Annotated in this window: 1 protein-coding gene; it reads left to right on the forward strand. The window is 66.6% G+C overall.

From position 1 onward, the window contains the following. Window positions 1-429: 429 nt before the first annotated feature. The coding region (locus I6A60_RS40685; RefSeq protein WP_307874125.1) for a TIR domain-containing protein at window positions 430-1,097 on the forward strand (668 nt) is incomplete at its 3' end.

Raw genomic sequence — 1,097 nt, forward strand, 5'->3', positions numbered from 1 at the left:
GGGAGACTGTCATGCGGGGATCTGTGGGAGCCGGGGGCTGAGATGCCCCCGGCTACCCGACAGGCCCGGGATTGGTGCTGGTAACACCGTCCCGGGCCGCCCATTTAATTGTCGATCCACCACCATTCTAAACCAGATCGACGGGAAGGTCGGTCGAATATGCGGAACCCGGGTCAGGTATTACTAGTAGAGATCTACAGAAAGTGGGGCCTCCGCGAAAGTAAGGGCAGCGGAATCCCACACGATTACGCCGCCCGAATCGCGATACCCACCTCACATAAATAGCCGAACCAGCCAGCCAGACCCGGCCGAGCACAACGCCCACCAGGTCCCCGCTCAGATGCGCGGGCCTGATCCCAGGTAGGACGCCCGCGCGGCCGTGTAGTCCGGGTGTGGTGGGAAGATCGGGGTGTGACGGCTTCGGGGGCAGTGCCGGACGCGGACGGGTGGGACTTTTTCGTGTCCTACACCAGCGCCGATGTCGCGTGGGCGGAGTGGGTGGCCTGGCAGCTAGAGGACGCCGGCTACCGCGTGCTGATCCAGGTGTGGGATTTCGTTCCCGGTTCGAACTGGCAGATCAAGATGGACGACGGCGTTCGGCGCGCGACGCGGACGATCGCGATCCTCTCTGAGGCCTACCTGGAGTCGGTCTATGGCCGGCAGGAATGGCAGGCCGCCCAGGCAGCCGACGCTGACGGGTTCGGTCGCAAGCTTCTGCCTATCCGCGTCGAGGACTGCCCACGCCCCGGCCTGCTGGCCGCGGTCGTGTCAATCGATCTGTTCCCCCTCGCGCAGCACGAGGCCCCCCGCTACCTACTCGATCGGGTCCGTCACACCCTCGCCGGCCGCGCCAAACCCACCAGCGCCCCCGCATACCCGGTACCCGTGCGTGCCACCCCACCTATCGATGAACCAGCATTTCCCCCACCCGCCCAACCGGCACCTGCCCCGCCACGTACGGGCGCGCTGCCCGTCGGCCAACGCGTCAGAGGCCACACTGACGCTGTGATGGCGGTGGCGTTCACAGCCGACGGACGCACGCTCGCCACCGGCGGCTACGACCACACGGCGCGGCTATGGGACGTCACTGACCTCGC

This window comes from Frankia sp. AgB1.9, from assembly GCF_016786355.1.
In the GTDB taxonomy this organism is placed as follows: Bacteria; Actinomycetota; Actinomycetes; order Frankiales; family Frankiaceae; genus Pseudofrankia.